This is a genomic window from Planktothrix sp. FACHB-1365 (assembly GCF_014697575.1).
Classification (GTDB): Bacteria; Cyanobacteriota; Cyanobacteriia; order Cyanobacteriales; family Microcoleaceae; genus Planktothrix.
Window position 1 is genome coordinate 66,062 of the sequence record NZ_JACJSC010000027.1, and the last position, 24,136, is coordinate 90,197.

The window sequence follows — 24,136 nt, forward strand, 5'->3', positions numbered from 1 at the left end:
ATGAATGAACATTCAAAATTTTAAGCGATAGTTCCTGAACGTTTGCGTTTGAGGAATAATCCACCTAAAACACCGGAAGTTAATAATCCTAAAATCGTTCCCGGTTCAGGAACAACTGCATTAATGGTTGTAGTTCCACTGATTTCATTGGCGGTAACAACTAAAGGTTTACCTGTAGGACTATCCTTAGCTGAAATAAACAAGACACCTTCTGTACCCAAATCACCAACGGCTAATAATTGTTCAGGGGTAGGTGCAGGATCACCATCTGCATTGACATCAAAAGCAACATTAAAGTTGCGATTATTAGAATAGTTAACAAAGGAAGGATTTAAGGGATCGGTAATATCATAAATCATCACACCACTGATTCGTTCTAAACCAATAAAGGCATAGGTGCGATTCTTAATTTTGCCAATCGTTATTCCTTCTGGTTCTGGCCCTTTAGCATCACTGCGACTATCAAAATCATTGACTGAATTATCAGAATTGAAAAACTGTGGATATAAATCGGCTGTAATTTTTTCAAACTGATTACCACTATCAAAGACTATATTACCTTCTTCATCCAAAATGGAAAAACTACGGCCCCCAAAGGTATAAAGTTCGTCAAAGTCTCCATCCCCATCCGTATCTCCCTGTTGATTCGTGACAATCAAACGACCTAAATTTTCTTTTTTTTGTAATTGTGCTGCATTGGGAAAAGCAGTGGGATCAAGAACTAAATCTGCTACCCGGACTTCTTCACTAAACCCATCTTCATCAATACTAGAGCCTTCATTGGCAATAACTACATAGTTTTTCCCACCCACTTTATAAGATTTTGCCTCATCAGGCTGATAAAACCCGTAGAGATTAGAATAGTTTTTGATATTAATCGCCTTATCTCTGTCACTGACATCTAAACTGTTTTCAGGTAGGCTATAATCCTTGACTCCTAATCCAACAATCTTGGTAAATTCTTCTGTTATCAGATCTAATAAACCCACAGCATTATTTTCTTGGAATGTCACCCAAGCTTTCTTTCCATTATCAGAAACAGCAATATATTCAGGTTCGAGGGACTGAGCAACGGTAATACCATCAGGCCCAAAAATTCGGACACTTTCACCCAATTGATCATATTTTGAACCGCCAACATTGAAATCTGTTAAACCAATAAATTTCTGGGTTGGACTTTCCCCCAAAAATAGTTTTTCTAAGTCGATTAAACTGATGGAACCTTCTGGATTAACATTTGTTACATAGTTAGCTTCGCCTTCATTCGCCACTAATACTTTTTTACCATCTGGGGTAAAGGTTAAAGTATCAGGTAACGCACCCACCTGTACAGAAGATTTTTCTAAACTGCTATTAAATAAAGTTCCATCAGGATTAAAGAAAAGGATGCTTCCCGGAGCTTGAGTATCGATATTTTTAACAGCGACAGCAAATAAACTTGTATTTTGATATTTCGTTTGACCTACACTTAAAACCGTTCCAAAGCTAGGATCAAACTGAGTGACATCAATACTTTGCTTCAGGAAAGGATTGGTTGGATCTTGGATATTGAGAATATCAATAGAATTTGTACTTTGATTGGTAACAAACAAATTAGCTGATTTAGGATCAAAAGCAGAGATTAATGAAGCTCCATCATCAAAAATCCCTGTTGAGTAGGTTCCTAGTGGTTTTAATGTTAGCCCCATTGCAGGCGTAGCCATCAAACCCAATAGAAAAGTTGAGGGAATTACTAAATTGATCCAGCCTGGTGTCTTAATAAAACTGATGCTTTGACCCTGATTGTTTAACATAAAGCCATTGTCTCCTGATATTAATTTTTGTCAGACTAATGTTCATTTACCCTAATCAAACCCGGTTTAAACTCTAAGATTTAACCCATTTTTCCTAAAATAAGCTGATTTAACAGCAAAAATAAAAAAAACAAAATCTTAAAAATTTTGTTGGCTATTTTTTGGGAGAATAGCCTTATCACTTCTCAAAACTCCTTACTTAAAGGGAGGTGAGAATCTGTTGTCAGGAGTTAGGGTGTATCCTAAGCCTTGAATAAGGGCAACTCACAAGGAATTTTAGAACATTAATTTGGGTAAATATAGGGAATTTTTACATGGCTTCCCGAAAAAGACAAGTTTTCATCAGAGAAAATACGGATATTTTTACAGAATCTTTAAAAAAGTGGTTCAGAATTTCGATTATCCCCTGTAAATTTTCGGGATCATGACTCTGTACTGATACAGACAATGGGTTCAGATTTTGTTAAGATCACGGATAAGTTGCAATTTCAGGACAGACCTCTGTTCGAGATTTCTCTGATCACACCTGAAAATCATCATGTCATGATTCGAGCAATTCAGGACTAAGCCTCTAAAGTTCGGCTTTTGGCATCTACCCCAGGGTCAAAATTTGTCTATTGAACTCCGGTGCAATCGTCAACAAATTAAGAAATACAGAGAACTTCCCCCTACCCCATCTCCTTGGGAGAATCATAGATAATGTTGCATAAAATTTTGGGAAACCTCTTGCTTCTGAGTGTTGTCAGCCTAATAGTGGGTTGCACTCAGACTTCACCGACTCCCTCAGCGACGACACCAACACCTACCCCTACTTCCACAGGTACAAAAACCCTTGTGATTGGGGATGTAACCAACCAACCTGCTAAAAAAATTACTCGCTATCAACCTTTGGCGGACTACTTAGCAGCACGCTTATCTCAATTTGAGATTGGGATGGGGGAGGTCAAAGTAGCACCAGATGTGGGAACAATGGCAGAATTTCTCAAGTCGGGTCAAGTCGATCTCTACTTTGATAGTCCCTATCCAGCCATGATTGCGACCAACAAATCAGGTTCTCAAGCTATTTTACGGCGTTGGAAGGGGGGAGATCCAACCTATCACACCATTATTTTTGCCTTAAAAGATCGTGGGATTGAACGCCCCGAAGATTTGCAGGGAAAAATGATGGCTTTTGATGATGTCACTTCAACTTCTGGATTTGTTTTACCCTTTGTTTATCTTAAGGAAACTGGTTTAACACTGAAGGAAAAGGACTCCACTACCGATGAGGTAGCGAGTGATGAAGTGGGGTATGTGTTTAGTAAAGATGATCAAAATAATATTCAATGGGTGATTAGCGGTAAAGTCGATGCAGCAGCAGTTGATTATCGAAGTTATTTAGAAATTCCCGAAGAAAGTCGCAATGCAATGGTAATTTTAGGGGAAACCGAGGAAGTAGCCAGACACGTTGTTTTAGTTCGTTCCGGTTTACCCCCTGAACAGGTGGAAGCCATTAAACAAATCATGCTAGACATGGATAAAACCCCAGAAGGAAAGGCTGTCTTAGAACAGTTTGAGGAAACGGCTAAGTTTGACACGTTCCCGACTCAAAAAGACATTGCCAGAATGCAAGAGTTATATGAACAAGTTCAAAACAGGTGAGTTGGATGCTCCCATTCCGACACAAACGATTATCGCTAGCCACGAAACTTTCGTTAGCTATGACCAGCTTGGTGATTGTGGCGGTGGCGGGTGTTACTTGGCTCTCACTCCACCGTCAACAACAAACGTTTCGCCAAGAGTTGGAACAACAAGCTGAACTTCTACTTAATACTTTAGCCGTTACCACTTCTGATCCGCTTTACACTTTAGATGCAGATTTCTTGGAAGAAATTATGCAGCAATTGGGACGAAATCAAGTTTTAGTTGCGGGTCGAGTTTATGAAAAAGACGGACGGGTGGTGGCGGATGCTTATAGTAATTCAGTTCTAACCTATGGGATTAAACCAGATCCGTTAGGTCAACAATTAATTCAAAGTGATCAGCCGATTTTCCTCTGGGAAGCCGATCAATTATTAGCGGGTCGTGCGGTTGTGGTGGGCCGTCAACGTTTGGGTGCTGTAAGTGTGGGGTTGCCTACAGCCCCTTTATACAAAAAAATGGCAGAAGTTCGCACTCAAGGGATTATTGTTGCGTTAATTGCAGCAGGTGCAGGAACGTCTTTGGCGTTGTTAATTAGTCGGTCTATTACTGAACCGCTACAACAGATGACTATAGCAACACAACAATTAGCGGCGGGTGATTTAAGTCGAAAAATTGAGATTAATAGCCAGGATGAATTAAAAGTTTTGGCGGATTCGTTTAATAGTATGACGGATCAATTGCGGGATTTAATTCAGAGTAAAGAACAGTTAATTAAAAGTTTGGAATTAAGGGCTGAAGATTTACGGCACAGTGAAGCCAAAAATCGAGCGTTATTAAATGCTATTCCTGATTTGATGTTTCGGTTTAATCGAGATGGCTTGTTTTTGGATTTTAAAGCCCCTAGAGGAGATCATTTCTTGCGATCGCTCGGTAAATTTATGAATCGGACGGTTTATGATTTATTGCCTGATTATATTGCCCAGACTTATGTTCACTATGTTACCACTGCTTTAGAAACCCACAACATACAGATTTTTGAGTATGAATGGTTTGTTCAGGGGAAACGCCGTCATTTTGAAGCTCGAATTGTGGTTAGTGGTCAGGAAGAAGTTTTAGCCATTGTTCGGGATATTACCGAAAGTAAATTAGCCCAAATAGAATTGCAGCAAGCGATGGAAGCCGCAGAAGCCGCAAACCAAACTAAAAATGAATTTTTAGCCCGAATGAGTCATGAATTACGCACCCCTTTAAATGCAATTATTGGTTATAGTGATTTACTCCAAGAAGATGCTAAAGATTTAGGGTATTTGGATTTAGTACCCGATTTAGAACAAATTAAAGCATCAGGAATGCACCTACTAACGATTATTCAAGATATTTTAGATATTTCTAAATTGGAATCGGGAGAAATGACTCTTTATTTAGAAAGTTTTGATATTTCTACGTTAATTAATGAAGTTCAATCTACGATTCAACCTCTGATTCAAACTAATAATAATACTTTGATTATTAAGGGGGCGAATTATTTAGGCAAAATGGTTGCAGACCGAACAAAAGTTAAACAAATTTTATTTAATTTATTGAGTAATGCTACTAAATTTACAGAGGCAGGTATTATTACTCTCACGATTTCTCATTCTTCTATTCGGCAAATATCCAGTCAACATCAACCTAATTTACATTCTTCTTCAGTTAATCAATCTTTCTCTTCAAAAGCCAACGATTGGATTACATTTAGTGTTGCTGATACCGGAATTGGTATGACTCCTGAACAAATTAATAAAATCTTTGATCCGTTTATTCAAGCTGATAATTCTACCACTCGTAAGTATGGAGGTACTGGATTAGGATTATCGATTACTAAACAGCTTTGTGAATTAATGGGAGGGAATATTACTGTCTCTAGTGAAATTAATGTGGGCTCAACGTTTACTTTTTTCTTACCTAGAATCATTGAAGAGATAACCTCAAAGCCGGAAGCAAAAGACAAACTCAAACACACTAGCAACAGAAGACAGGTTTGACACTCTCACCGTCAATCGCAAAGCGATGTGACGGGAGATTCTTTGTTCAACGAATCAACTTGCCCCAACAGGATTTCTCCCGCCAAAGTAGAGGTCAATTCTCCCAAAGCGTTTATCGGTTCTAAACCGAAAGTTCCCGTATGTCCTGCGGTACTTAATCCCCTTCTTAAAATATTTTTCGCAGCGTTTTCATCCCTATCCAACTGACATCCACAACTACAAACGTGGGTTCTTGTTGATAGGGATTTTTTGACGGTTTTTCCGCAATTAGAGCAATTTTGGCTTGTATATTGGGAAGGAACAGCAATAGTAACCTTACCATATTTTCTACCAAAATATTCAAGCCAAATACGGAATTGATACCAAGCTGCATCACTAATTGATTTAGCTAGACAATGATTTTTAACTAAGTTCTTAATCTTTAAATCTTCGTAGGCTACCAAATCGTTAGATTGGATAACGGAGTATGCAACACGCTTGCTAAACTCTTTTCGTTGCCGACTAATTTTCAGATGAGCCTTAGCTAATTTCTGTCTCGCTTTTTTGCGGTTATTAGACCCTTTCTGTTTCCGAGAAAGTTGCCTTTGTAACCGCTTAATTTTCTTTTCTCCCATTCTCAAGAATTTAGGGTTATCTATTTTATTACCTTGATCATCGGTGTAAAAAGCAGATAACCCCACGTCTAAACCGATTGTTTTATTCGTTGGTTCAGTCTTGATTTGAACGTCAACTGAAAGAATGAACTGGCAATAATAACCATCTGCACGTCTAACCAATCGAACTCGTTTAATTTGTTCGGGTTGATAGAAATGCAAATCGTAGCTTCCTACTAACCGTAACCGTCCAATTCCTTTCTTATCAGTAAAGGTAATGGCTTTACGACTTTCTAAATTTAATTGCCATCCGGTTTGTTTGTATTCAACCGAACGGCAATTTTTCTTGAAACGGGGATAGCCTTTTTTACCAGGAATTTTCCGTTTACAGTTATCATAGAATCGAGCGATAGCTGACCATGCTCTCTCGGCACTAGATTGTCTAGCTTGAGAGTTTAACTCGTTAGCGAATTTAAAGTCATGAGCTAAAACGCGACAATACTTATTCAAATCGTAGCGTCCAACCCCTTTGTTATCTATCCAATATCTTAGACATTTGTTCTGGATGAATTGAGCGGTACGAATCGCTTCATCTATCGCTTTATATTGTTGTTCTTTCGCTCTAACTTTAAATTCGAGAACTAGCATTTATGTCACCAATATCGACCTAAATCTAATCTAACACAAGTTTCTGTTTTTGTGTCAAATTAAAATATCGTGCTACGCTGGGTACATTGCTCGGTTTTTCATCTCGCCGTTAACCTAACGGTGTAACGGGAGTCTTCAAACCGAGGTCTTAGATAAAAAAAATAGAATATATTGACCCTGAAGATCTCGCCCTAACCTAGACTAATGTTACAATTCCTGACTGTTTTGATCAGATTAATTCCGATTATCCCAGATTTCTTTTTTTCCCGATAAGCTTGTCTTAATCTTTCTATTGCGGAGGGTGCGATCGCAGTTTTCACTAACCCCACTAATTCACCCCATTGATACAATTGTTTGCAGGATGCGGCGTAATGAAATTGAAAACTATAAAATTTTGTCCAAAACTCCGGTGCTTTTTGACTGCGACGGCTTCTGTACCAGCGTTGACGCCACCGCAGGAAATCTTCTGCTTTGGGGGGTTCTACTTCTAGGATAGCGGGAAAATCGGCATAACTCACAAACTGGCTAATTCCCTGACCATGAACATAAACCACATATCGCCAGCATTGAATTTGATAGATCTGTTCTCGCTGAAGGTTAAACATTAACGCCACCGTCTGTTCGGTCACAAATCTGGCTAAGGGATGCAAAATAGCAGATTTATGAAGAATTTTTGATTCGGTAATAATGGGTGCGTTTGGCGTGAGTGTTGCTATCATATAAATTGTCTCCTTGGTTTTAGGGAGTCACAGCGATCGCCGTTTGTTTGCGAGACTGGGGCGATCGCTTTTGATTTTCTCTTATGCTATGATGTAATTACATCATTTGTCAAGTATGGGTTTAGTTAGAGTCAAAGTTAAAGAATTAGCAGAAGAGAAAGGCTGGACACTGAAGGAGGTTTCTGAACGTTCTGGCGTAATTTATAGCACCGTCAGAAGCTATGCTCGACGTTCTGGAATGGCAATGGTTGACTTTACAGCATTACACAAATTAGCAAGAACATTTGATGTGATGATTGAAGATTTAGTAGAAATTATAGAAGAATAAAATTGTCATTTTTTATCAAAATAATATGGGTTTAATTAGAGTAAAAATCCGAGAACTGGCAGCCGAGAGAGGTTGGACATTAAAGGAAGTCGCAGAGCGTTCTGGTGTAGTTTATAACAGTGTTAAACATTACGCCCGATGTCCTGGGATGACAAAAGTTGACTTTACAGCCCTTCAGAAATTAGCACGGACTTTTGATGTGATGATTGAGGAAGTTGTGGAAGTTTTGGAACATTAAAAATTTGCTTAGTTTGGGTCTAATATGAAATCTTTAAATGTTGGCTACACATCTCCCCCCTTTTTAAGGGGGGTTGGGGGGGATCATCTGTAGCGTTCATAATGGGATTTCATATAAAATCTGCTCTGAAGCTAGTTTTTTATCGTTAACTTTAGCTCAACACTTTAATTATTGCTGAAAAACTCAGTTGGTGAGGTTTAGGAAACTTTTTCAAACCTCTAACTCCTTAACTTTCGCCACCGCGCATCCACGCCCCGTCCTACACATTCTATTCTTCCCTCATCCCGTTCTTGACGTAAAATCCGACGAATTAAATCAACAGAAACCGCCGGACGAAGACTCGGTACTTTGAATCACCGCAGTTTGTCGCAACGTTTCTAACATCTGGGGTGACTGTTGCTGGTATAACTCCTGTTTCCCTTTATATTCCCCTATCAGGCGAATCGTCTGAAGAAGTTTTTGGGTAATCGGTTGTCGATTGAAAAAGGTCAGTTCAAAAGATTGCATAGATAAAAAGCACTGCTTTATGGTTATGGAGTCGCTTCTTTCTATTATATAAGTATTTTTAATATAGGTACTCTATAGTCTAATAGTACCTATTTAAAGGGGATTGTACCTGATTCCATGGGATTTTGCCCATCCTAGTCTAATCAAAATAGAATCATCTTTATAGTAATGAGCAGGTTAATGTTGACAACAACTTCCGTGTCTTTGTGTCTTTGTGGTAACATTCAAAGCTTGACCCTATATATCATCAGTTAGTTGGGGATTTCCCCCAATCGTGCATTTGTTCTAAAATTGGTTTTAATCCTTCTCCTAATTCCGTTAAAGAATATTCAACTTTAGGGGGAATTTCAGCATAAACTTGTCGATGAATAATGCCATCGGCTTCGAGTTCTCGCAATTGTTCTGTGAGCATTTTATGAGTAATTCCCTGAATAGAACGTTGGAGTTGATTAAATCGTTTTACCTCTGTCCATAACTCTTGAATAATTAAAATTTTCCAGCGTCCACTCATCACTTTTAATGGGATTTCAGCCGGACAGGTTGATTTTTTAAAAGGCAATTCAGACCCTTGCATAGTTCCAAGTTCGGGCGTGACGAACGAAAAAGTGCGTACTTCCCATTCTAGTGTTTTTTTTCTAAATTAAAAAGAGTAGGGTTAAATCTAAGAAAAATATGATTACAGTTCGCAAGTCTCAAGATCGAGGACACATTAAGATTGATTGGCTAGAAAGCTATCATACGTTTTCCTTTGGGAATTATTATGATCCTGAATATATGGGATGGAGATCCCTACGAGTGATTAATGAAGATTGGGTACAACCGGGTAAAGGTTTCCCGACTCACCCCCATCGAGATATGGAAATTATTACCTATATTTTGCAGGGTTCCCTTGAACATAAAGATAGTTTAGGAACAGGTTCAATTATTCAACGGGGTGAAGTTCAACGCATGAGTGCAGGTACAGGAATTCGTCATAGTGAATTTAATCCATCTACAACTGAGGCGGTGCATTTGTTACAAATTTGGCTACTTCCTGATACTGAAGGTTTATCGCCGAGCTATGAACAGCAATCTTTTCCTCTATTAGAACAGCCCGGTCAGTTACAATTAATTGCTTCACCCCATGATGTTGATCAAGCTGTAAAAATCCATCAAAATGTTAATTTATATGCAGCCTGTTTGCAACCTAACGATCGTATTTCCTATTCCCTTCCTTCCCAACGTTATGCTTGGATACAAGTGGCTAGAGGTGAAATCATCCTGAATCAACTCTCTTTGACAGCCGGTGATGGTGTAGCGATTTCTCAAGAACCTGAAATAACTCTTACCGCTTCTAGTGATGCAGAAATTCTGCTGTTTGATTTAGCCTAATTTTTTACCAGAGTAAGGATGTTGCCAGAAGATCTTTACTCTGGTTTTGGACTAAACATAAAACCCTAACATACGGATTGCCAAATAACCGTATCTCTAATAACTTTTTATTTAAAAAATTAATTCTCGATCAACGTCATATTTACAGTAAGATTGAATGCAGTTTAGGGTTGGATTTGTCCTGGGTGCGATCGAACCGTTAGCAAAACAATCGGATGTCATGAGAATTCTCACCAAACCCTTCAATTTAACACCTGCGGATCAACACAGCGACTTTGACTGATCAAATTTCACTTCCTAGGGTAGCTTTGTTACAAAAATTCCTCTAAAATGACTAATTAAAATTCTATTGGCTCGGATCTTACCTTTTCGTTTTAAAATCTTAAAATATTGTAAATCTATCTAGCTCCGATAACCTAGTATTTCCATTAACTCCCTATGGCTATTGGCTATCTCGCCCTGGTTCTCCATGCCCATCTTCCTTTTGTCCGCCACCCTGAAAGTGACTATGTATTAGAGGAAGAATGGTTATTTGAAGCAATTACCGAAACCTACATCCCCTTAATCCAAATGTTTGAAGGGTTAAAGCGGGACGGAATTGATTTCAAGATGACCATGAGTTTAACTCCTCCTCTGGTGTCCATGTTGCGAGACCCGCTCCTTCAGGAACGCTATGATCAACATCTCACTCTCCTCCAAGATTTAATCGAACAGGAAATAGATCGTCATCAAAAAAATGGGCATCTTCGTTATCTGGCGGAACATTATGCGGAAGAATGGCAGAACGCCCGCAAACTTTGGGAACGCTACAACGGTGATTTAGTTACGGCTTTTAAACAATTTCAAGATACCAATAATTTAGAAATCATCACCTGCGGGGCGACTCATGGCTATTTACCCCTGATGAATATGTATCCCCAAGCGGTTTGGGGACAAATTGAAGTTGCTTGTCAACATTATGAAGATACCTTTGGCCGTCGTCCCCGTGGGATTTGGTTGCCCGAATGTGCCTACTATAATGGCTTAGAACGAATGTTAGCCGATGCGGGAATTCGGTATTTTCTCACCGATGGTCATGGGATTCTCTACGCTCGTCCCCGTCCTCGCTTTGGAACCTATTCCCCTATTTTTACAGAATCCGGTGTGGCGGTTTTTGCACGGGATAACGAATCTTCTCAGCAGGTGTGGTCTTCAGAAGTCGGTTATCCAGGAGCGTCGGAATATCGAGAATTTTACAAAGATTTGGGCTGGGAAGCGGAATATGAGTATATTAAGCCCTATATTATGCCGAATGGTCAGCGTAAAAATACCGGGGTGAAGTATTACAAAATTACGGGTCGGGGTTTAGGATTATCCGATAAGGAACTTTATGATCCCTATTGGGCAAAGTTGAAAACGGCTGAACACGCTGCGAACTTTGTGTTTAACCGTGAACGCCAAGTGGAACATCTGCATGGGATTATGCAGCGCCCTCCGATTATTGTCTCTCCCTATGATGCTGAACTTTTCGGACATTGGTGGTATGAGGGGCCTTGGTTTCTGGATCAATTATTCCGTAAAACTTGGCAAGATCAAAAGATCTATGGAATGACCCATTTAGCCGATTATCTTCAAGCTTTTCCCACCCAACAAGTGTGTCATCCGGCTCAGTCGAGTTGGGGATATAAAGGATTCCATGAATATTGGCTCAATCATACTAATGCTTGGATTTATCCCCATCTTCACAAAGCCGCAGAGCGGATGATTAAAATGGCAGGTCGAGAACCCTGTAGTGAACTAGAGTTACGCGCTCTGAATCAAGCCGCGCGAGAATTATTGTTAGCACAGTCCTCCGACTGGGCTTTTATCATGAGTTCGGGAACCATGACCCCCTACGCTGTGCGTCGTACCCGTTCTCACCTGATGCGATTTAACAAAATCTACGAAGATCTCAAAATTGGTAAAGTAGATTCGGGTTGGCTGGAAAAAGTCGAAGCCATTGACAATATCTTCCCCAATATCGATTTTCGCGTCTATCGACCATTGATGTAAAACTAGGCACAGCAGTCAGACGTTAATCATTTCCCCCCTTCTCCCTTTCTCCCCTTCTCCCTTTCTCCCCTTCTCCCTTTCTCCCCGTCCCCCCGTCCCCTTGTCCCCCTAATCCTCTCCCCTGCGGTAGAGGTTTTTTTTGTAGATGTGTGAATGATAAGAAATTTGTAAATTTTTGTTAAGTTGAGGCATTTTGTAAAATAGACTACAGAATCTTCTGGTATATTAAAAATTGAAGACAAAAACAGCCTGTTCTTTTTTAGGCTCGTTATTTAGGAGGACAAACTCATGGGTACTCAAGATCAAGCTCGCGCCTTAATGATGCGTCATCACCACACCATCAAAAATCGTCAACAGTCCTTACTGAATCGCGTGGCGGATGAAGTCGGTACAGAACCGGGTGATTGCACCCTGATTCAAGGCAAACCCAACAACCATTCTGCAACTAGCTATGATCGCAGCAATGCCACAATGAGTTAGTCCGATTAAGAATTTTAATCTTTCTTAATATTTCGTTCAACAAACCTTAACTTACACAAGCGACAACAGGAGAAACAGATTATGGGTACTCAAGATCAAGCTCGTTCTTTAATGATGCGTCATCATCAAATGATCAAAAACCGTCAACAATCTTTACTCAATCGTGTGTCGGATGAAGTCGGTACAGAACCCGGTGATTGCACCATGATTCAAGGCAAACCCAACTCCAATGCTACCAATAATTATGGACGTAGCAACGCCACCATGAGCTAAGTCTCAACGTTAGTTTTTTTAAAATCAGGAAAACATTCAATTTTAAATAAAGGAGAAACAGATTATGGGTACTCAAGATCAAGCTCGTTCTTTAATGATGCGTCACCATCAAATGATCAAAAACCGTCAACAATCTTTACTCAATCGTGTGTCGGATGAAGTCGGTACAGAACCCGGTGATTGCACCATGATTCAAGGCAAACCCAACTCCAATGCTACCAATAATTATGGACGTAGCAACGCCACCATGAGCTAAGTCTCAACGTTAGTTTTTTTAAGATTAAGTCAAGAAAACATTCAATTTTAAATAAAGGACAAACAGATTATGGATACCCAAGATCAAGCTCGTTCTTTAATGATGCGTCATCATCAAATGATCAAAAATCGTCAACAATCTTTACTCAATCGTGTTGCAGATGAAGTTGGCATTGAACCGGGTGATTATCGGACAACAATTCAAGGTAAACCCACTGAAAATGCAAGTAACTATGATCGAAGTGGATCATCCATGAGTTAATTGATTTGTGATTAGATAACCTGAAATTTACCATGAATCTATCAATGCCCCCGCTTTGCTGTAGCAAGTGGGGATATTTTTTGTGGAACAGGCATCTTGCCTGTTATTGACGGTTGACGGTTGACGGGTGTTAATTATTTCATCTTTCTTCCCCTACTCAGGAGTGCTCCTCTTCTCCCCCAGCCCACCGTTATTGATATAATCCCTTGTCAGTAATATTGGAAGGGGAAATCATGTCAGATTGGAAAGTGATTGAGGGTGGAGTCACAGCACCTAGAGGATATCGAGCATCGGGAATTACAGCCGGATTAAAACTATCAGGATTACCCGATTTAGCCTTAATTGTGTCTGATGTTGATGCGATCGCGGCGGGGGTCTTTACCACCAGTCAAGTTAGAGCCGCCTGTGTAGACTATTGCCGCCAACAACTGCAAGCCAAACCCAGCGCGAAAGCAATTTTATGTAATTCAGGACAAGCCAATGCCGCCACAGGAGAAGCAGGTTGGACAGATGCCGTAGAATCAGCCCAAGCTTTAGCTGCTGTTTTAAATATTGCACCAGAATCAATTTTACTGGCCTCCACCGGAGTCATCGGTCAACGGATTAAAATGGACGCCCTCAAAGCAGGAATTCCGAAGTTAGTCGCCGAATTGTCAGAAAAGGGTAACGAAGCCGCATCCAAAGCGATCATGACAACGGATTTAGTTCCCAAAACCATTGCTTTAGAAACGATGTTTGGGGATCGTCCCGTAAGAATTGGCGGAATTTGCAAAGGTTCGGGAATGATCCACCCCAATATGGCGACTATGTTAGCTTTTGTCACCTGCGATGCTGCGGTTTCTCCTCCCCTTTGGCAAGAAATGTTAACTCGTGCGACCAACCGGAGTTTTAACCAAGTGACAGTGGATGGAGATACCAGTACCAATGATTCTTTAATTGCTTTAGCCAATGGTGCCTCTCGGACTCCTGCTATTACTGCAATGGGGCCAGAAGCCGAAAAATTAGAAGGGATGTTAACGGCGGTTTGTGAATATTTAGCCAAAGCGATCGCACGGGATGGAGAAGGAGCTACCTGTTTAATTGAAGTTCAAGTTTCTGGTGCAGAAGATGAAGCCTCGGCGAGTAAAGTTGCGAAAACCATTGTGGGTTCATCTTTGGTGAAGTCGGCAATTTTTGGTCGTGATCCCAACTGGGGACGCATTGCGGCTGCTGCTGGACGGGCTGGAGTTCATTTTGATCAAAATCATTTAGAAATCAAGTTAGGGGATTTTCTCTTAATGCAATATGGTCAACCCTTAGCCTTTGATCGCAATGCAGCTAACGAATATTTAAAGAAAGCACCTACCGGAGAATATCTCAAAGAAGATACCGTTTTAATTTCAGTTCAAATCGGCAATGGCCCAGGAACCAGCAAAGCTTGGGGATGCGATTTAAGTTATGACTATGTGAAAATTAACGCTGAATATACAACTTAAATCAGTTATCAGTTATCAGTGTAGAGACGCGCCATGGCGCGTCTGTATCAGTTATCAGTGTAGAGACGCGCCATGGCGCGTCTGCATCAGTTATCAGTTATTAGGTTATTCATGAACTTTTAACTTTTGTACTGATTACTGATGACTGAATCATTGACAAGAACGGATTCGGCGGAATTCAAAGACTGTGTTAAATAAAAGGGATAAGTAATAGAAGAATTGAGTTGAAGATGATTAGCGATGACACCAATACAAGGCATCCTATAGGTATCCAGTTTATCCAAAATTTTTCTAAAAACCGTTTTATGGGTTTTATGAATCGCCGTGACTAAAATTAAACCATCTAAATATTCAGCCAAGAAAATAGCATCATTATATTCATGCAATTCAGGCGTATCATAAATCACTAAATCATAAGTTTCTTGGAGTGACTCAACGACGTGTCGCATTTGATCTGAAGCCAGCAATTTAAAGGTATTAGCGTAGGGAACTCCTGCGGTTAAAATAAAGAGATTTTCCGAGAGCGAAGTCCTTTGAATTACTGCATTAGGTGTTGCTTTTTCGGTTAATAAATCGCTGAGTCCTTTTTGATTAGATACCCCCAAAACAGTATGAAGTTGGGGATAACGTAAATTAGCATCTACTAATAGTACCTGCTGCCCCATATGAGCCATCGTTTGTGCTAAGTGTAAAGCAATTGTTGACTTACCATCCTTAGATTCTGCCGAGCAAATTCCAATAGATCGGATTAAAGAATCGGCATATAAAAACCGCAAATTGGCGTAAGCGTTATCAAAAGCATTCAAGAATTGAGTCATTTTTTCTAATGCCCGTATCCGAGATTTTGTTAATCCTGATGGACTCAGATTATTCTCTAGGGGGAGATGGGAAGCTATCGGAAAATTGTTGTGTCGAGGAATTTCCCCCAACAAAGGAAATGAAATCATATCTTCTATATCCTGCTTTGTATAAAAAATATTGCGAAGCCGTTCCAAGAGAATTGATAATCCAATTCCTAATACAATTCCTCCACCCAAAGTTATAATCAGGTTCTTGACTGGACTTTCAGGCTCGGCACCAATGGGAATTCCGTTACTATCATAAAGAATTCTGGGCTTAGAAATAATCTCCCAAGGAATATTAGTTTGAGCCGCTTCAATTCTTAATTTTTCTCGCTCATCTAAAAATAAATTGAGTCGTTTATTGGTTAAATCAAGCTGTTGCTGAATTTCATTATATTCACGAGCAACACCCGGAAAAAGTTGAGCTTGTTGAGTTAAAGTATTAAGTGCATTATTTAATCCTTTTAACCGAACTTCTAAAGACTTTATTTGACTATCCGTATCTACAAGTTGCCCAATTAACTTTTGACGAATAGAGGTTTGAAAAGCCATCACTGAAGAATTATTTTGCACTTTTGAAGCGTTTTCACCCAAAATCTTCTGATTTTCTTGTTCTAATAATTTTAATAAATTAGCTTGTTGTTCCTTTAATTGTTGCACTTCTGGACTATTAGCACTAAAAGTTGCAGATTGAATCGCAATTTGAGTTTCAACCGTCATCAAAGCATCTAAGATTTGTTTACGGAAGGGACTTTCGCTTAGGGCGGAAGCGGCTACGGCTTCATCTGGACTAAAGGATAGTTGCGTTTGTAGATGTTGGTATAAAGCTCTTAATTCTTGAAGTTGTCTCTCTGCTTCTTGGCTCTGAGTTTCCAGAGTCCGAATTTGATCATACAATGTTTGCCCCCGTGCCATCGGGTCAAGTAACTCATACTGCTGTTGAATCTTCTGAAGCTTTCCTCGATCTTCAGCAACTCGTTTTTGTAATAAAGGTAATTGCTCATCAATGAACTCAACCCCTTGACTAATCCTCGTTTTACGCTCATCTAAACTATACTTTAAATACTTTTCAGCCGTTTTTTGTAACACAAACAAAACTTGATCAGTATCTTTTCCTTTATAAGAAACTTCCAGAATTTTAGTTTGATCCCGGATACTAGAACCATTAGAAACTCGTTCCAGTTCCAACTTATCCGTTAAATCCTCTACCTTAAATTTAGGATAACGAACTTGAATTTGTTTGGTAATATTATTTAAAATTTCAGGACTGGTTAAAATACGGATTTGGGTAGGGTAATCTAAACTGAAAAATTTATCGCTGGGTTGTCCTTCGGAACGAGTTAGGGTTAAGGGATCGGCTAACTGCTGTTCAGATGTGGCAGGTTCAACTAACAATTGAAAGTTTCCTTTATAAACCGTCGGAGCTTCTCCACCCATCAAAGGAAAACCCACTAAGGTTGTGATTCCTGCGGTTCCAATAATCAGAATCACCCGGCGTTGTAATGTCCGCAATACCGGACGGATACCCGGACTTTTCTTTTTAGGTTCGATTGTCTGTTGTGAATCTTCAAAAACTTGAATATCTTGTGACATAGTGACTAAATACCCCTGTTATTATTCTAGCCTTAACTCTTCAAAAATTAACCCTAAAGTTTTATCTGATGAACACCTTTATCGAACCTCTTTAAAACAGATAAAGAGCAGAATTGCAACCCCCAAATTGGATAAATTTTAAGAAGTTAGAAAAGGTTTTCTATCAATTAATACTCATTTTTATGCTTAATTAGAGTTAGAGTTTCTCTTCGGAATTAAACTTTCAAATAACCGATAAAATGTAAAAGCATTATCCACAGGCTGTAACACAGAGGAAGAGGTGTCAGCAATTCTACTGACTAAAGATCGATGCACGATAACCACATCATTATTATGTAATACGGGATTATTGGCGGCTGCATTTCCTAATTTAAAATCCACCTGAATTTTTCTGCGAGTCACAGAACCGTTGGGATTTAGACGGATCAGTTCCACCGTACCCCGATTGGCTCGGATGCTATCAAACCCTCCAGCCGCTAATAAAGCTTGATTCAGGGGAGTATTTGGACGAACTTGAATCAAGCCGGGCTGTTTAATTTCCCCGACGACATTGACATTGATCGTTGCGGGTGAAAAACTAGCAGACGCTAATTCTTCTAATTCGGTCGGATTAATTTCAGTGGCAGTGGGGACAATTACCGTATCTCCCTGTTGTAAAAATAGATCCTGATTGATATCTCCCGATTGCAACAGTTCCCAAAGATTAACTTTTGTGCTTTTTACCCCTGTGTTAGTGAGACGTTGGACTTGAATATTGCGAATATCAGCCATATTCGTAATTCCTCCAGCCGTCTGAAGCGCACGGGTTAGGGTTGGTAAATTGCTTTTGATAATTCTTAGTCCATTTCCTCCAGTACCTGCATCGGTAAGACCCCCATCTTGATTGAGGGAATAAGCACCAGGACGAAAAACTTCTCCAACCACCACAACTTGAATCGATTGGTTAGGAGGGGCGGCTAAACTTGAAGAGGCCATCTCACGAACTTGAGAGGGCTCAAAGGTGGTGAGAGTGGGAATAAAAATACTGTCTCCATCCCGGAGAATGGGATCTTGGTTTAAATCTCCCGTATCCAATAATTCCTTTAAATTTAAAGTGACAACGGGTTGGCGAGGATCAGCCCGTCGCAGTTGGACTAAGGCTAAATCGGCAGATTGGGTAATTCCTCCGGCTGTTAAAATGGCTTGGCTGAGTCGAGAAAATTGTTGAGTATTAGAGGATACATTAGATAAATTATAGGAACCGGGACGAACAACTTCCCCAGCAATTGCAACCTGTACAGGACGGGGTGTGATTAAAGTAATGGTGATAATCGGTTGTCGGAGTAAACTAGAATACCGTTGAGCAATCAATGATTGGGTTTGTGGAAGTGTTAAACCCGCAACGGATACAGGCCCAATCCCCTGTAAATTAATCGTTCCATCGTTAAGAACCAGTTGCTCACCCGTGTATTTCTCTACACCGAATACATCCACTCGGATGCGATCGCCCACTCCTAAAAGGTAAGGAAAATCCTGAAGGGGATTTTCAATACCCCCCCGTTGACGTTGTTGAGGAGCAGGATACCTTGGGGGCTGGCTTTGAGCCTGAACAGGTAGGGTGGAGATCAAGGGAACTCCTAGACCTAAAATTAAATGCGCTAAAGAACAACTAACACATCGAACAAGCATAAAGTAATTGGATGTGAATTAAAACATAAACCGAGCAAAGATTTTACTTTCGCACGTCCCAGTTCATGACTAAGCGCGTTTTTTGATCTCTATTAATAGCTTATCTTATAAATCACAAGACGACTCTGCCTTAAGTCACGTATTGTAGGGTCGGGTGTAAAACAATAGCTAAGATGCAGCCTCAACATTTTGATTATAAGGTCTTAACACCTAGGACTGAAAAGTTTGCTGTCTAGCGATCTGAGCTTTTTCTCATTATCAACCCACAGATATATACATTTAATAAATAACTACTGTTAATCTAAAAAAAACAAAAATTTTCGGAAACTTTATTCTCCCAATTAACAAAAATCTCATCTAAGTATTTGAGGCATTTTAGATGGCAAAGACATGATTTGCCTTAAGTCCCATATTCATCACTTTTACCTATGCTCTTATTAATAACCCAACTCATCATAGAATTAACAATAATTTCTATAGCTCTTGCCATCCCCGTTACAGTGTTTTTTCTGGAATGCTTTGCTGCATTGATTCATAAGCCTTCATTTGATCAACCTTTGGAAACTGTTGTTCCTAAAGTTTCTATTCTAATTCCCGCACACAATGAAGCATCAGGAATTGAAGCAACGTTAGAAACTATTTTGCCTCAAATTGACTCTCAAACCAGAATTGTAGTGATCGCAGATAACTGCACTGACGAAACCGCAGCAATAGCGCGTCAAATGGGAACAACGGTTTTAGAACGTCAGGACTTAGACCATCGAGGCAAAGGCTATGCCTTAGATTATGGTTTAAAGTTTTTAGCTCAAGACCCACCGGATGTGGTCGTCATGATTGATGCTGATTGTCATGCCGAACCTGGAACAATCACTAAAATTGCTCAACAGGCAATGGTTAAAAAGCGACCTGTTCAATCCACGTATTTAATGGAAACCTCGAAAAAACCGACTCCTAAAGATTCCATTTCTGCCTTTGCTTTTTTAGTTAAAAATGCAATTCGTCCTAAAGGATTAGCTCAATTAGGATTCCCCTGTGTTCTCACGGGGACGGGAATGGCTTTTCCTTGGTCTGTGATTCGGAAAGTTTCACTAGGAAGTTCTAATCTTGTTGAAGATATGCAGCTTGGTCTTGATTTAGCACTATTGGGAACATCTCCCCTATTTTATGAAGATGCTAAAGTTATTGGGGTTTTGCCTACCCAAGAAAAAGCAGCTAAAACCCAAAGAACTCGTTGGGAACATGGACACTTAAAAACGTTATATACTCAGGTTCCTCGCCTGATTTATGCTTCCATTCGCCAAAAGCGGTTGGATTTACTCGCCATTGCTTTAGACCTGTGTGTTCCTCCCTTAGCTTTTTTAGTTATGTTATGGGGTGTGGCTTTAGTTCCCAGCTTCTTGATGGCAATATATAATCTCTCAGTGTTACCCTTGCAATGCTTGGCACTGGAAGGAATGCTATTATTAACCACTATTTTGATGACCTGGGCTAATTTTGGCCGTTCTATCGTTTCCCTAAAAACCCTGCTTAGTGTTCCCCTTTATATTTTGTGGAAATTACCCCTGTATTTCAATTTTTTCAATAAACCCCAAAAGGAATGGGTCAGAACCCAACGGGATAGTTTAGTATCTTGAGAATCATAGGTTCTATTTAGTTCTGACTGTTGGCTATTGACCCTTAAGCGTCAACAGTTAACGGTCAACCCACAATTTTAAATGGCATGAAAGTTGCTTATCTGATTAATCAATATCCTAAAGTTAGTCACAGTTTTATTCGTCGGGAAATTTTAGCCGTTGAAGCTCAAGGACTGGAGATCAGTCGGTTCTCAATTCGGTCTTTAGAATCAGAATTAATTGATCCAGCCGATCAACAGGAATCTGAAAAAACTCGGTTTATTCTGAAAGTGGGGATTTGGGGTTTACTCAGTCATTTATTACAAGTTGGACTCACTCATCCTCAACGTTTATGGCAGACAGGAAGATTAGCATTAAAATTAGGTTGGGGTTCAGAACGAGGTGTTTTCCTACACGGTATTTATCTGGCGGAAGCTTGTGTTTTATTCCATTGGTTATCTCAAGACAAAATTGACCATCTTCATGTTCATTTTGGAACCAATTCCGCTACCGTTGCGTTATTATGTCAGGCTTTAGGCGGCCCCCCCTATAGTATGACGATACATGGGCCGGAGGAATTTGATAAGGTAGGAGCGATCGCATTACCGGAAAAAATCAAACGCGCTCAATTTGTAGTAGCTATTAGTTCCTTTGGAAAAAGTCAATGTCAACGCTGGTGTGATTATCAAGATTGGTCAAAAATTCAGATTGTCCATTGTGGTGTTGATCCGATGTTTTTGGATCATCCTTTGGTTCGGTTACCTTCAGAACGTCGCTTCGTTTGTGTCGGTCGTTTAAGTGAGCAAAAAGGTCATTTATTGTTAGTAGAAGCCGTTAACCAACTGGTCAAGGCTGGATTTGAGTTTAAATTAATTTTTGTGGGAGATGGCCCCCTGCGCCCAGAGATTGAACAATTAATTAATCGCTTAGGGTTAGACAATTATATTGAAATTACAGGTTGGGCAACCAATACTCAAGTCCAACAACAGATTTTATCCTCCCAGGTGTTTGTATTACCCAGTTTTGCGGAAGGCTTACCCGTTGTTCTGATGGAAGCCTTAGCTTTATCTCGTCCGGTGATTAGTACCTATATTGCTGGAATTCCAGAATTAGTCGAACCGGGGAAAAACGGTTGGTTAGTTCCTGCTGGGTCTTTAGAGGATTTAACCCTAGCTCTCAAAACCGCCTTAACAACTTCTATAGAAGAATTAACAACAATGGGCAAATTTGGAACCCTGAAAGTAGCTGAACATCATAATATCGACATTGAAGCCCAAAAACTCATTCGCCTATTTCAAGGGGACTCAATTCTCAATCCCGACCTGAAACCGTAAGGGCTTGTCAATCGAGGAAAGGTGTGTTATATTAATAAATTGTGCGGGCGATTAGCACAGTGGTAGCGCACTTCCTTCACACGGAAGGGGTCACAGGTTCAAATCCTGTATCGCCCATTGTTGACGATAACCTGTAAACCCTTCAGTGTAAAGTAATTGCGCTACCACTGCACTATCGCCCTTACTTGTATCCAGTTAGTTACTCTTCAAGGATACAAGATAGATACAAGTTTGACAGTAACCCTTCATATCACCTCTACCCTTACCTTGCCTGCTAACTTTTAGATTTACTTCCCTTTGTATGTAACTTAGGGAAGTAAGCAGAACTTTTTGATGATCGTCAAAAATTTTCCCCCAATCCGTAGACTTTAAAGTTATCTTCCCGATGTATGTACGACGGGAAGTTGTCTCGTCCAGTCATTAGGAATGGTAGGCATGATTTTATGAACTTTTGTTAATATAAGCCAGTAGTATCACGCAGCACAAGTTAAGTTCTCTTCTGTATTGCTGTAGGTATCAAAGAGAGTTTGGGTTAAAGAACCACTAGATTTGGAAGATTTACGTTTTTTCTTATTGTCTAATTGGCTTTGAGGTGGGGATTGTATTGGTTTTAATGAGCCTAAAAGTTTGGAGGAAAAGCAGCCAGAGTTTACGAACCCAAGTTCGCAAGAGCGATTTATGTTGTGGTGGGATTCAATCATAGCGATCGCTTCAACTGGTAGACTTTGATATGGAGAAGGCGATCGCATCACTGAAAGCGGGTGAACCTGTGATTCCGGTGTGGTTAGATGTAATTCATCTGCGGGTAGCAAAGATATTAGCAGGCTAGAGAAATCATAAAAAACATCCAACAAATTTGGCAAAGGGTTGGATAAATTGTAAAGTGAAGGCTGTGAGACTAAGGGGAAGTCGCATGGCTAGGCAAAAGAAACCCGACCAAAGAGCGATCGCGCAATACAAACACGAAAACCAACAAAGGGTTAATAACCCACCGATCGGACTGGTTACGCCAGATACCGATCCAGATGGGGATAACAAAAAATATGCCTATGACCCTCACCTTGACCCGCAGTTAGTTTGGGCAGGTAAGGCGGAACATACTAGCTTTGAAGTGCCAACAGTATCGCTGCACGTTCACGAACGCATCGATCCGCGCAGCATTATTGAAGCAGTACGGAAGCGTAACCCAAATCAAGGTTTTCAGTTATCTCTATTTGAGCAACCAGAAGAAAATCCTCCCATTCGTCAAGCCATTGAATTTTACAAGCACAAGCATAACTGGAGTAACCGCTTAGTAGCTGGAGACTCGCTTTTAGTGATGAATTCCCTGTTAGAAAAAGAGGGAATGGCGGGGCAAGTGCAGATGATTTATTTCGATCCGCCTTATGGAATTAAATACGGTTCCAACTTTCAGCCATTTGTGAATAAGCGGGATGTGAAAGATGGTAAGGATGAAGATTTGACTCAAGAACCGGAAACGATTAAAGCATTTCGAGATACTTGGGAGTTGGGGATTCATTCTTATTTGACTTATTTAAGAGATAGATTGTTATTGGCGAGAGAGCTATTGTCGGAAAGTGGTAGCGTTTTTGTGCAAATTTCTGATGATAACTTGCATCTTGTTAGATGTTTGATGGATGAAATATTTGGATCTGATAACTTTTGTAGTCTTATCACTTTTCAGAAAACTGGTAGTATTGCATCAAATTTATTAGGTACAACCATTGATTTTATTATTTGGTATGCTTACGACAAGAAGAAAGCAAAATACCATCAGCTTTATTTAGAACGAGAACAAGGGAATACATCGCTCGACCGCTATGACTATATAGAATTAAAAGATGGAAGCAACCGACGGCTGACAATAGATGAAATTAGAGGAAAAAAATCTGTTCCTGAAGGTCGCCGATATCAGTTAACCAGCTTATTTTCAGATGGTGCGTTGAGCATTCCACAAGAATTTGAGTTTGAAGGAGTGAAATTTACTCCTAAAGTAGGTACTCACTGGAAAACTACAATCCAAGGGTTAACTAATCTTGCTTTACAGGCTCGGATTGTCAGAATGGGCAATACTCTTCGTTACAAAAGGTATGCTGATGATTTCCCTGTAATTCCTTTGTCTGACAGATGGGAATCTATTCAAATTGGTACGGAAAGGCAATACGTTGTACAAACTTCAGAAGTAGTTATTCAACGCTGCCTCCTAATGACCACCGACCCAGGTGATTTAGTCCTAGACATCACCTGCTTACGAAAAGGAACAAAAATATTGACCCCCTCCCCAACCCTGCACATTCATGGGGAGGGAGCAAGAGAACTCAAAGTCCCCCCTTCCCAAGGCAGGGCTGTTTCATTTTCCCAAATTGGGGACTCAATTTGACTCCCCAATTTTTGCCGAATGAGGCGAAAAAACTGAGTAATTCTAACTGAATGGTCGGGAGTTTTGCTCAGGGGATAATTTTTCTG

General features: G+C 40.1%; 22 protein-coding genes and 1 tRNA gene. 16 read left to right on the top strand and 7 right to left on the bottom strand.

Going from position 1 to position 24,136, the window contains the following annotated elements:
• Positions 1-20: 20 nt before the first annotated feature.
• On the bottom strand, positions 21-1,793 hold the full coding sequence (locus tag H6G57_RS22645) for a choice-of-anchor I family protein (RefSeq protein ID WP_190522721.1): 1,773 nt from the start codon (positions 1,791-1,793) through the stop codon (positions 21-23).
• A gap of 699 nt (positions 1,794-2,492) precedes the next feature.
• Here H6G57_RS22645 and H6G57_RS22650 point away from each other — a divergent pair.
• Positions 2,493-3,434, top strand: a complete 942-nt coding sequence (locus tag H6G57_RS22650; RefSeq protein WP_190522723.1) for a phosphate/phosphite/phosphonate ABC transporter substrate-binding protein — start codon at positions 2,493-2,495, stop codon at positions 3,432-3,434.
• Between the two features lie 59 nt (positions 3,435-3,493).
• Positions 3,494-5,440, top strand: a complete 1,947-nt coding sequence (locus H6G57_RS22655) for an ATP-binding protein (protein WP_242049064.1) — start codon at positions 3,494-3,496, stop codon at positions 5,438-5,440.
• Positions 5,441-5,451: 11 nt separating this feature from the next.
• Here the strand turns inward: H6G57_RS22655 and H6G57_RS22660 are convergent, their stop codons facing one another.
• Together H6G57_RS22660 and H6G57_RS22665 are read right to left on the bottom strand one after the other, a co-directional pair.
• Positions 5,452-6,681, bottom strand: coding sequence for an RNA-guided endonuclease TnpB family protein (locus tag H6G57_RS22660; RefSeq protein WP_190522727.1), 1,230 nt, complete (start codon positions 6,679-6,681; stop codon positions 5,452-5,454).
• Between the two features lie 191 nt (positions 6,682-6,872).
• On the bottom strand, positions 6,873-7,400 hold the full coding sequence (locus tag H6G57_RS22665; RefSeq protein ID WP_190522729.1) for a hypothetical protein: 528 nt from the start codon (positions 7,398-7,400) through the stop codon (positions 6,873-6,875).
• 115 nt (positions 7,401-7,515) lie between these two features.
• On the opposite strand from H6G57_RS22665, the gene H6G57_RS22670 reads away from it, so the two are divergent.
• Both H6G57_RS22670 and H6G57_RS22675 read left to right on the top strand, forming a co-directional pair.
• Positions 7,516-7,728 (top strand): helix-turn-helix domain-containing protein, encoded by a 213-nt coding sequence (locus tag H6G57_RS22670; RefSeq protein WP_072717801.1) that lies wholly within the window; start codon positions 7,516-7,518, stop codon positions 7,726-7,728.
• A 25-nt stretch (positions 7,729-7,753) separates the two neighbouring features.
• Entirely contained in the window at positions 7,754-7,966 is a 213-nt protein-coding gene (locus H6G57_RS22675; protein WP_190522731.1) for a helix-turn-helix domain-containing protein, read from the top strand.
• Positions 7,967-8,281: 315 nt separating this feature from the next.
• On the opposite strand, the gene H6G57_RS22680 is transcribed toward H6G57_RS22675, so the two are convergent.
• Positions 8,282-8,473, bottom strand: a complete 192-nt coding sequence (locus H6G57_RS22680) for a hypothetical protein (RefSeq protein WP_199314424.1) — start codon at positions 8,471-8,473, stop codon at positions 8,282-8,284.
• A 247-nt stretch (positions 8,474-8,720) separates the two neighbouring features.
• Positions 8,721-9,047, bottom strand: a complete 327-nt coding sequence (locus tag H6G57_RS22685; RefSeq protein WP_190522733.1) for a helix-turn-helix domain-containing protein — start codon at positions 9,045-9,047, stop codon at positions 8,721-8,723.
• A gap of 98 nt (positions 9,048-9,145) precedes the next feature.
• On the opposite strand from H6G57_RS22685, the gene H6G57_RS22690 reads away from it, so the two are divergent.
• The 8 genes from H6G57_RS22690 to argJ all read left to right on the top strand — a co-directional run bounded on the left by H6G57_RS22690 (position 9,146) and on the right by argJ (position 14,620).
• A complete protein-coding gene (locus H6G57_RS22690) occupies positions 9,146-9,844 on the top strand; it encodes a pirin family protein (RefSeq protein WP_190522735.1) in 699 nt (232 codons plus the stop codon).
• 157 nt (positions 9,845-10,001) lie between these two features.
• Positions 10,002-10,127 carry a hypothetical protein gene (locus H6G57_RS29490; protein ID WP_255528403.1) on the top strand — a complete coding sequence of 42 codons (126 nt, stop codon included), beginning with the start codon at positions 10,002-10,004 and terminating at the stop codon, positions 10,125-10,127.
• Between the two features lie 155 nt (positions 10,128-10,282).
• Complete coding sequence (locus H6G57_RS22695) at positions 10,283-11,875, top strand: glycoside hydrolase family 57 protein (RefSeq protein ID WP_190522736.1); 1,593 nt, start codon at positions 10,283-10,285, stop codon at positions 11,873-11,875.
• A gap of 288 nt (positions 11,876-12,163) precedes the next feature.
• On the top strand, positions 12,164-12,355 hold the full coding sequence (locus H6G57_RS22700) for a hypothetical protein (RefSeq protein ID WP_190522739.1): 192 nt from the start codon (positions 12,164-12,166) through the stop codon (positions 12,353-12,355).
• Positions 12,356-12,436: 81 nt separating this feature from the next.
• Positions 12,437-12,628 (top strand): hypothetical protein, encoded by a 192-nt coding sequence (locus H6G57_RS22705; RefSeq protein ID WP_190522741.1) that lies wholly within the window; start codon positions 12,437-12,439, stop codon positions 12,626-12,628.
• Positions 12,629-12,692: 64 nt separating this feature from the next.
• Positions 12,693-12,884: a hypothetical protein gene (locus H6G57_RS22710; RefSeq protein ID WP_190522741.1), complete on the top strand. Its 192-nt coding sequence runs from the start codon at positions 12,693-12,695 to the stop codon at positions 12,882-12,884.
• Positions 12,885-12,953: 69 nt separating this feature from the next.
• Positions 12,954-13,145, top strand: coding sequence for a hypothetical protein (locus H6G57_RS22715; protein ID WP_190522743.1), 192 nt, complete (start codon positions 12,954-12,956; stop codon positions 13,143-13,145).
• A gap of 233 nt (positions 13,146-13,378) precedes the next feature.
• The gene (gene argJ / locus H6G57_RS22720; RefSeq protein ID WP_190522745.1) at positions 13,379-14,620 is read left to right on the top strand and encodes a bifunctional ornithine acetyltransferase/N-acetylglutamate synthase; all 1,242 of its coding nucleotides are present in this window, start codon (positions 13,379-13,381) and stop codon (positions 14,618-14,620) included.
• A gap of 119 nt (positions 14,621-14,739) precedes the next feature.
• Here argJ and H6G57_RS22725 read toward each other — a convergent pair whose 3' ends face one another.
• Together H6G57_RS22725 and H6G57_RS22730 are read right to left on the bottom strand one after the other, a co-directional pair.
• The gene (locus H6G57_RS22725; RefSeq protein ID WP_190522748.1) at positions 14,740-17,055 is read right to left on the bottom strand and encodes a tyrosine-protein kinase domain-containing protein; all 2,316 of its coding nucleotides are present in this window, start codon (positions 17,053-17,055) and stop codon (positions 14,740-14,742) included.
• A 186-nt stretch (positions 17,056-17,241) separates the two neighbouring features.
• Entirely contained in the window at positions 17,242-18,723 is a 1,482-nt protein-coding gene (locus tag H6G57_RS22730) for an SLBB domain-containing protein (protein ID WP_190522750.1), read from the bottom strand.
• Positions 18,724-19,151: 428 nt separating this feature from the next.
• Here H6G57_RS22730 and H6G57_RS22735 point away from each other — a divergent pair, with 428 nt between their 5' ends.
• From H6G57_RS22735 to H6G57_RS22750, 4 genes are all read left to right on the top strand, one after another.
• Positions 19,152-20,357: a glycosyltransferase family 2 protein gene (locus tag H6G57_RS22735; protein ID WP_190522752.1), complete on the top strand. Its 1,206-nt coding sequence runs from the start codon at positions 19,152-19,154 to the stop codon at positions 20,355-20,357.
• Between the two features lie 86 nt (positions 20,358-20,443).
• Entirely contained in the window at positions 20,444-21,670 is a 1,227-nt protein-coding gene (locus tag H6G57_RS22740) for a glycosyltransferase (RefSeq protein ID WP_190522754.1), read from the top strand.
• A gap of 45 nt (positions 21,671-21,715) precedes the next feature.
• Positions 21,716-21,787 (top strand) — tRNA-Val (locus H6G57_RS22745).
• 796 nt (positions 21,788-22,583) lie between these two features.
• On the top strand, positions 22,584-24,050 hold the full coding sequence (locus H6G57_RS22750) for a site-specific DNA-methyltransferase (RefSeq protein ID WP_190522755.1): 1,467 nt from the start codon (positions 22,584-22,586) through the stop codon (positions 24,048-24,050).
• Positions 24,051-24,136 lie beyond the last annotated feature (86 nt).